Raw genomic sequence first — 7,041 nt, forward strand, 5'->3', positions numbered from 1 at the left:
TCCTTATCACGCACCCGGGAGGTAACAATGCGTGAGCCAGATATGCAAAAACTCGATGCGCTCGTCGGTCGTCTTGTTGGTGACGTTGGCGCCGCCATGTCAGGTGCCTTGGTCGTGCTTGGCGACCAGGTCGGAATCTTCAAGGCGATGGCCGACGGAACGCCGATGAGCGTCCAGGATCTAGCCACGAAAACCGGAATAAAGGAGCGCTATCTCAGGGAATGGCTGAGCGCCCAGGCGGCCGCCGACTATGTCGCTTACGATGAAAAGACGGATCGTTTCAGCCTGACGCCGGAGCAGGCGATGGTATTCGCCGAGGAAAACAGCCCCGCTTTCTTCGTCGGCGCCTTCGAGGTCGTCCAATCCATGTGGATGGACGAACCCAAGATCGCCGATGCCTTCCGCACCGGCAAGGGTCTCGGCTGGCATGAGCACAGCACCTGCCTCTTTCGGGGCACCGAGCGGTTCTTTCGCCCCGGCTATAACAGCCATCTCGTCAACGAATGGATTCCGGCTCTTGCCGGGGTCGAGGCAAAGCTCAAGGCCGGCGCCAGTGTCGCAGACGTCGGCTGCGGTCACGGTGCCTCGACCATCCTGATGGCGCAGGCCTATCCCGCTTCCCGCTTCACCGGCTTCGACTATCACGGGCCGTCGATCGAAAGAGCAAAGGCCGCCGCGAAGGATGCTGGTGTCTCCGACCGTGTGACCTTCCAGCAGGGGTCGGCTGCGGAATTTCCGGGGCGCGGCTATGACATGGTTGCCATGTTCGACTGCCTTCACGACATGGGCGATCCGGTCGGCGCCGGCCGGCATGTCAAGGAAACGCTTGGGCCGAACGGGACGTGGCTGATCGTCGAGCCCTTTGCCAATGACCATCTCAAGGACAATCTCAACCCGGTCGGCCGCGTCTATTATGGAGCATCGACGATGATCTGCACGCCGGCATCGCTCTCCCAGGAGGTGGGGCTCGGGCTCGGCGCGCAGGCGGGAGAAATGAAGCTTCGAAAGGTCGCGCTCGACGCCGGCTTCACGCATTTCCGTCGCGCCACGGAAACCCCGTTCAACATGGTGTTCGAGGTGCGGGCCTGACGCAACTGGGTTGCCAGGCGGCAAGCTATCTCAGCTTGCCGATGCTGGCATACATGCCCGTCGTGCGGAATTCGGTGGGATTGGTGCCATAGACGCGGCGGAAGACCTTGGAGAAATAGTTGGGGTCCTCGAAGCCGCACATGATGGCGACTTCCTTGACCGGCAGGAAGTCTGCCTTGGTCAGAAGCTTGACGGCGCGCTGCAGACGTTGCTGCAGCACGAATTCGGCCGGCGGCATGCCCTCGCTCTCGGCAAAGCTGCGCGAGAAATGCGCGCGGCTGAGGCCGACAATGCCGGCAAGCTCGCTGACCGGCAGTGGCTTTTCGAGATTGGCATTGATATGGTCGATCACCGGCTGCATGACACTGAGCTCGGCGGCAAAAGCAGGCGAGYCGAAGACATCGTCGTAAAGTGCCATCGCCGCTTCATAGGCAATCGCCGAGGCAGCACCCGGCGACGTTGCGCCCTTGACGAGGCGCAGGCTGCAGTCGGCGAGATGATCGATGGTCGAAGGCTGCAGTTTCAGCACCGGGCCGGCGGTGGAAAGCACCATCTGGTGGATGCGCAGCGTTTCCTCGCCATTCATCGAGATCCAGAAATATTCCCAGCGGTCGCCCTTCTCCAGCCAGTAGCGATGATTGTGCGGCACCAGAACGAGCAGCGTGTCGCCGCCCTGAAGGCGATAGTTGCGGTTTTGATAGCGCAGCTTGCCGCTGCCGCTGATCGTGTGCTGCAGCACGGTGAAGGGGGTCTGGCCGCGCCGGCGGCCATCCCAGTCATAGGTCTCGTTCTCGCGCACTTCGTATCCGGCGCTGGTCGGCATGGCGTGCAGCCGCTGGCGGCCCCGGGGCAGCGAAACCGTCCTCATCGACTGTCCGTTGGCGATCAAATCCTGCAGCACAAAATTACCCCTGAAAGCATAATCCTTCTCTGGTCGCCCTGCCGATTTCGGGCATAATCCCGCTCGACAAGAGGAAGAGACCACGGCCGACAGAGCGGCCGGGAGGAAAAAGGCAGATTTTACGGCGTTTTCAGCCACATGCGTCAGCATGCGGCCCGATCCTCCATAGCCTTCTTTTCCTTAGCATTCGATTGGGTCGAGGTGAAGATCATGAGTTTCAAAATCGCTATCATCGGTGCGGGCAGCGTCGGGTTCACCAAGAAGCTGTTCACCGATATATTGTGCGTTCCGGAGTTTCGTGACATCGAATTCGCGCTGACGGATCTCAGCGAACATAATCTCGAGATGATCAAGGCGATCCTCGACCGCGTCGTCGAGGCGAACGGGCTGCCAACGAAAGTGACGGCKACGACCGACCGGCGCAAGGCGCTGGAAGGCGCGCGCTACATCATCAGCTGCGTCCGGGTCGGCGGCCTCGAGGCCTATGCCGATGATATCCGTATCCCGCTAAAATACGGCATCGACCAGTGCGTCGGCGATACGATCTGCGCAGGCGGCATCCTCTACGGCCAGCGCAACATCCCGGTCATTCTCGACTTCTGCAAGGATATCCGTGAGGTCGCCGAGCCCGGTGCGAAATTCCTGAACTATGCCAACCCGATGGCGATGAACACCTGGGCGGCGATCGAATACGGCAAGGTCGATACCGTCGGCCTCTGCCACGGCGTCCAGCATGGCGCCGAACAGATCGCCGAAGTGCTCGGCGCGAAGTCGGTGAGCGAGCTCGACTACATCTGCTCCGGCATCAATCACCAGACCTGGTTCATCGACCTGCGCCTCAACGGCCGCAGGATCGGCAAGGACGAACTGGTCGCCGCCTTCGAGGCGCATCCAGTCTTTTCGCAGCAGGAGAAACTGCGCATCGACGTGCTGAAGCGTTTCGGCGTCTATTCCACCGAAAGCAACGGCCATCTCTCGGAATACCTGCCCTGGTACCGCAAGCGGCCGGATGAGATCACCCGCTGGATCGACATGTCCGACTGGATCCACGGCGAGACCGGCGGCTACCTTCGTCATTCGACGGAAACGCGCAACTGGTTCGAGACGGAATATCCGCAGTTCCTCGAATCCGCCTCGCAACCGATCGATCCTGCCAAGCGCTCGAACGAGCATGCCAGCCATATCCTGGAGGCGCTGGAGACAAACCGGGTCTATCGCGGCCATTTCAACGTCAAGAATAACGGCGTCATTACCAATCTGCCGTCCGACGCGATCATCGAATCGCCAGGCTTCGTCGACCGCTTCGGCATCAACATGGTCTCGGGCGTCACCCTGCCGGAAGCCTGCGCCGCCACCTGCATTTCCTCGATCAACGTCCAGCGCATGTCGGTACACGCGGCCATATCGGGCGATATCGACCTTCTGAAGCTTGCCGTGTTGCACGATCCGCTGGTCGGTGCCGTCTCGACGCCGGAAGAGGTCTGGCAGATGGTCGACGAGATGGTCGTTGCCCAGGCCTCCTGGCTGCCGCAATATGCCGATGCCGTGCCGGCCGCCAAGGAGCGGCTGTCGAAATCGAAGGTGCAGACCCGCGACTGGGCGGGGGCCGCACGCCGCAACGTTCGCTCGATCGAGGAGCTGCGCGCGGAAAAGGCGGCGCTGAAAAAGGCCGTCTGATTTTCGTGAAGCTTGGGTTGCCGGGGGTTTCCGGGAGGGAAATCCGCGGCGTCCGGCCCGGTTTCACGTGTTCGAGGAGAAGGGAGCCGCGCGATCGCGCTCCGGAACAAAAGGGAGAAACGATGATGAGTTTTCGTAACGCAAGCATTCTGGCCGGACTGGCGCTCAGCGTCTCAGCCGCGGCGCTGAATGCATATGCCTCCGAGCCAACCGTTCCACCGGCGCCGGCGGACTTTCCGGCCGAAGGCAAGATCAACTATGTCGCGCGCGACTCCATCCTGGAGTTCAAGGCGCTGCCCGAATATCACGAGCCCGACTGGGTCACGAAGAATTTCGTCGCCACCGGCAAGCTGCCGCCGGTCAAGGATCGGCTGCCGAAGGAGCCGCTGGTCTTCAAGACAGGCAATATGCCCGACGGCATCGGCGTCTACGGCGATACGATGCGCCACGTCATCGGCGGCCGGCCGGAAGGCTGGAACTACGGCGCCGGCCAGACGCAGGGCTGGGGCGGCATCGATATCGGCCTCTCCGAATGCCTGACGCGCACCGCGCCGCTGTTCCAGGTGCAGGCCTCAGACACCGAGCCGCTGCCGAACCTCGCCAAGAGCTGGGACTGGTCCGAAGACGGCCACAAGCTGACCATGCACCTGATCGAAGGCGCCAAATGGTCAGACGGCGCGCCGTTCAATGCCGACGACATCATGTTCTACTGGGACGACGAAGTCATCGACCCGAACGTCTCGCCGCTCGGCGGCGGCGCATCGCCGGAAGCCTTCGGCGCCGGGACGACGCTGAAGAAGGTCGACGATTACACCGTCGAATGGACCTTCAAGGAGGCCTTCCCGAAGCAATATCTCTACACGATGTCCTACCCGAATTTCTGCCCGGGTCCCTCGCACATCCTGAAGTCGAAGCATCCGAAATATTCGAAGAACACCTACGACCAGTTCAAGAACGCCTTCCCGCCCGAGTTCATGAACATGCCGGTCATGGGCGCCTGGGTACCGGTTGAATATCGGCCGGACGACATCATCGTCATGCGCCGCAACCCCTATTACTGGAAGGTCGACGAGAAGGGCGATCAGCTGCCTTATCTGAATGAGCTGCACTACAAGCTCTCGACCTGGGCCGACCGTGACGTCCAGGCCGTGGCAGGATCAGCCGACTTCTCGAACCTCGAGCAGCCGGAGAACTTCGTCGCCTCGCTGAAGCGTGCCGCAGAGAAGACGGCGCCCGCCCGCCTTGCCTTCGGCCCGCGCCTGATCGGCTACAATCTCCGCATGAACTTCTCCGCCAACGGCTGGGGCAACCCGGACGAGCGCGGTGAGGCGATCCGTGAGCTGAACCGTAACGAGGACTTCCGCAAGGCCGTCACCATGGCGCTCGACCGCAAGGCAATCGGCGACTCGCTGGTCAAGGGACCGTTCACCGCGATCTATCCCGGTGGGCTCTCCTCCGGCACCAGCTTCTACGACCGCAACTCGACCGTTTACTACCCCTATGATCTTGAGGGCGCCAAGGCGGAGCTCGCCAAAGCCGGTCTCAAGGACACCGACGGCAACGGCATCGTGAACTTTCCGGCCGGGACGCTCGGTGGCAAGGATGTCGAAATCGTCATGCTGATCAACAATCAGTACACGACCGACAAGAGCCTTGCCGAAGGTGTCGTCGGCCAGATGGAAAAACTCGGGCTGAAGATCGTCATCAACGCGCTCGATGGGGCCAAGCGTGAYGACGCCCATTATGCCGGCCGCTTCGACTGGCTGATTCAGCGCAACACGACGGAACTGTCGTCGGTGGTGCAGAACACCGAACAGCTTGCCCCGGTCGGCCCGCGCACTAGCTGGCACCATCGCGCCGGCAAGGATGATCAGCTCGATCTGATGCCCTTCGAAAAGGAGCTTGTCGACGTCGTCAACAAGTTCAGGACGAGCCAGAACAACGACGAGCGCGTCGATCTGATGAAGCAGTATCAGAAGATCTCGACGGAGCACGTCAACACCGTCGGCCTGACGGAATATCCCGGCGCGCTGATCGTCAACAAGCGGTTCTCCAACGTGCCCCAGGGTACGCCGATCATGATGTTCAACTGGGCTGAAGATTCGGTGATCCGCGAACGCCTGTGGGTGGCTGCGGACAAGCAGGGCAAATACGAGCTGTTCCCCGAACAGCTGCCCGGCAAGCCCGGCGAAAAGGGCCCGATTAACTGATGCCTGTCATCAGGACACAAAGAGCTAAAGCGCGTCGCATGTGATGCGACGCTGGAGAGTTCCCTCCCAGCTGAAGTGAGATACAGGCCGCGCGTGGCGCGCGGCCTGATATGACCAACAAGCCGGCCGCGCTGACAAGGAGCGACTGGCGGCAAGGAGAAGCGAACCGTTCGATGTTACGATTCCTGCTCGTGCGCATAGCCTCTGCGATCCCCATTCTCTTCATCCTGAGTGTGGTGACCTTCGCGATCATCCAGGCACCACCCGGCGACTACGCCGATTATATAAGATCCCAGCTGATCAACCAGGGCGGCGCATCCTATGCCCAGGCCGAAGCGCAGGCGCAGCTCTACCGGGTCGAACACGGCCTCGATAAGCCGCTGGTCGTCCAATACGTCAACTGGATCGGCGGGATCGTGACCCGCGGTGATTTCGGTTACAGCATGTTTTACAACAAGCCGGTCGCCGATGTCGTCGGTGAACGCCTGCCGCGGACGTTGCTTCTGGCGCTCGTCTGCCACCTCTTCGCCTCGGTTCTCGGCATCGGCTTCGGCATCTGGGCGGCGACGCGCCAATACAGCTGGATCGACAGCCTGCTTTCGGGGATTTCCTTCCTCGGCATGACGGTGCCGCGCTTCCTGATGGCGCTGATCATCGTCTATCTCCTGGTTTTCCAGCTTAACGTCTCCGAAATCGGCAGCTTTTTCTCGCCGCAATATGGCGGGGCGCCCTGGTCGTGGGCGAAATTTGTCGATCTGGTTCACCATGTCTGGCCGGTCGTGGCGATCGCCACCTTCGGTGGGCTCGCCTACAATATGCGCGTCATGCGCGGCAATCTGCTCGATACGCTGAATGCCCAATATGTCGAGACGGCCAAGGCCAAGGGGCTTTCCGGCGCAGCCGTGGTGATGCGCCATGCGGTGCCGAACGCGCTGCACCCGCTGGTGATGTATCAGGGCGTCGTGTTGCCCTACATGCTGACCGGCGAGATCGAAACCGCGATCATCTTCGCTTTGCCGACCGTCGGCCCGGCGATCGTCGGCTCGATGGCGGTCGGCGACGTCTATGTCACCGCCACCTTCATGATGGTGCTGTCGGCGACGCTGATCGTCGGCAACATCATCGCCGACATGCTGCTCGCCCTGCTCGATCCCCGTGTCCGCC

5 protein-coding genes are annotated in these 7,041 nt (G+C 61.5%); 4 read left to right on the forward strand and 1 reads right to left on the reverse strand.

From position 1 onward, the window contains the following. Positions 1-27: 27 nt before the first annotated feature. Positions 28-1,089 carry a class I SAM-dependent methyltransferase gene (locus tag AC1D1Z_RS31650; RefSeq protein WP_446950777.1) on the forward strand — a complete coding sequence of 354 codons (1,062 nt, stop codon included), beginning with the start codon at positions 28-30 and terminating at the stop codon, positions 1,087-1,089. Positions 1,090-1,114: 25 nt separating this feature from the next. On the opposite strand, the gene AC1D1Z_RS31655 is transcribed toward AC1D1Z_RS31650, so the two are convergent. After that, on the reverse strand, positions 1,115-2,140 hold the full coding sequence (locus AC1D1Z_RS31655; RefSeq protein WP_477852794.1) for an AraC family ligand binding domain-containing protein: 1,026 nt from the start codon (positions 2,138-2,140) through the stop codon (positions 1,115-1,117). Positions 2,141-2,200: 60 nt separating this feature from the next. On the opposite strand from AC1D1Z_RS31655, the gene melA reads away from it, so the two are divergent. The 3 genes from melA to AC1D1Z_RS31670 all read left to right on the forward strand — a co-directional run. Beyond that, complete coding sequence (melA, locus tag AC1D1Z_RS31660; protein ID WP_446973659.1) at positions 2,201-3,667, forward strand: alpha-glucosidase/alpha-galactosidase; 1,467 nt, start codon at positions 2,201-2,203, stop codon at positions 3,665-3,667. Between the two features lie 122 nt (positions 3,668-3,789). Next, positions 3,790-5,877, forward strand: coding sequence for an ABC transporter substrate-binding protein (locus AC1D1Z_RS31665; protein WP_477852796.1), 2,088 nt, complete (start codon positions 3,790-3,792; stop codon positions 5,875-5,877). Between the two features lie 173 nt (positions 5,878-6,050). Then, on the forward strand, positions 6,051-7,041 hold a 991-nt coding region (locus AC1D1Z_RS31670; RefSeq protein WP_477852798.1), incomplete at its 3' end, for an ABC transporter permease.

This window comes from Rhizobium sp. P1_E1 (assembly GCF_056406015.1).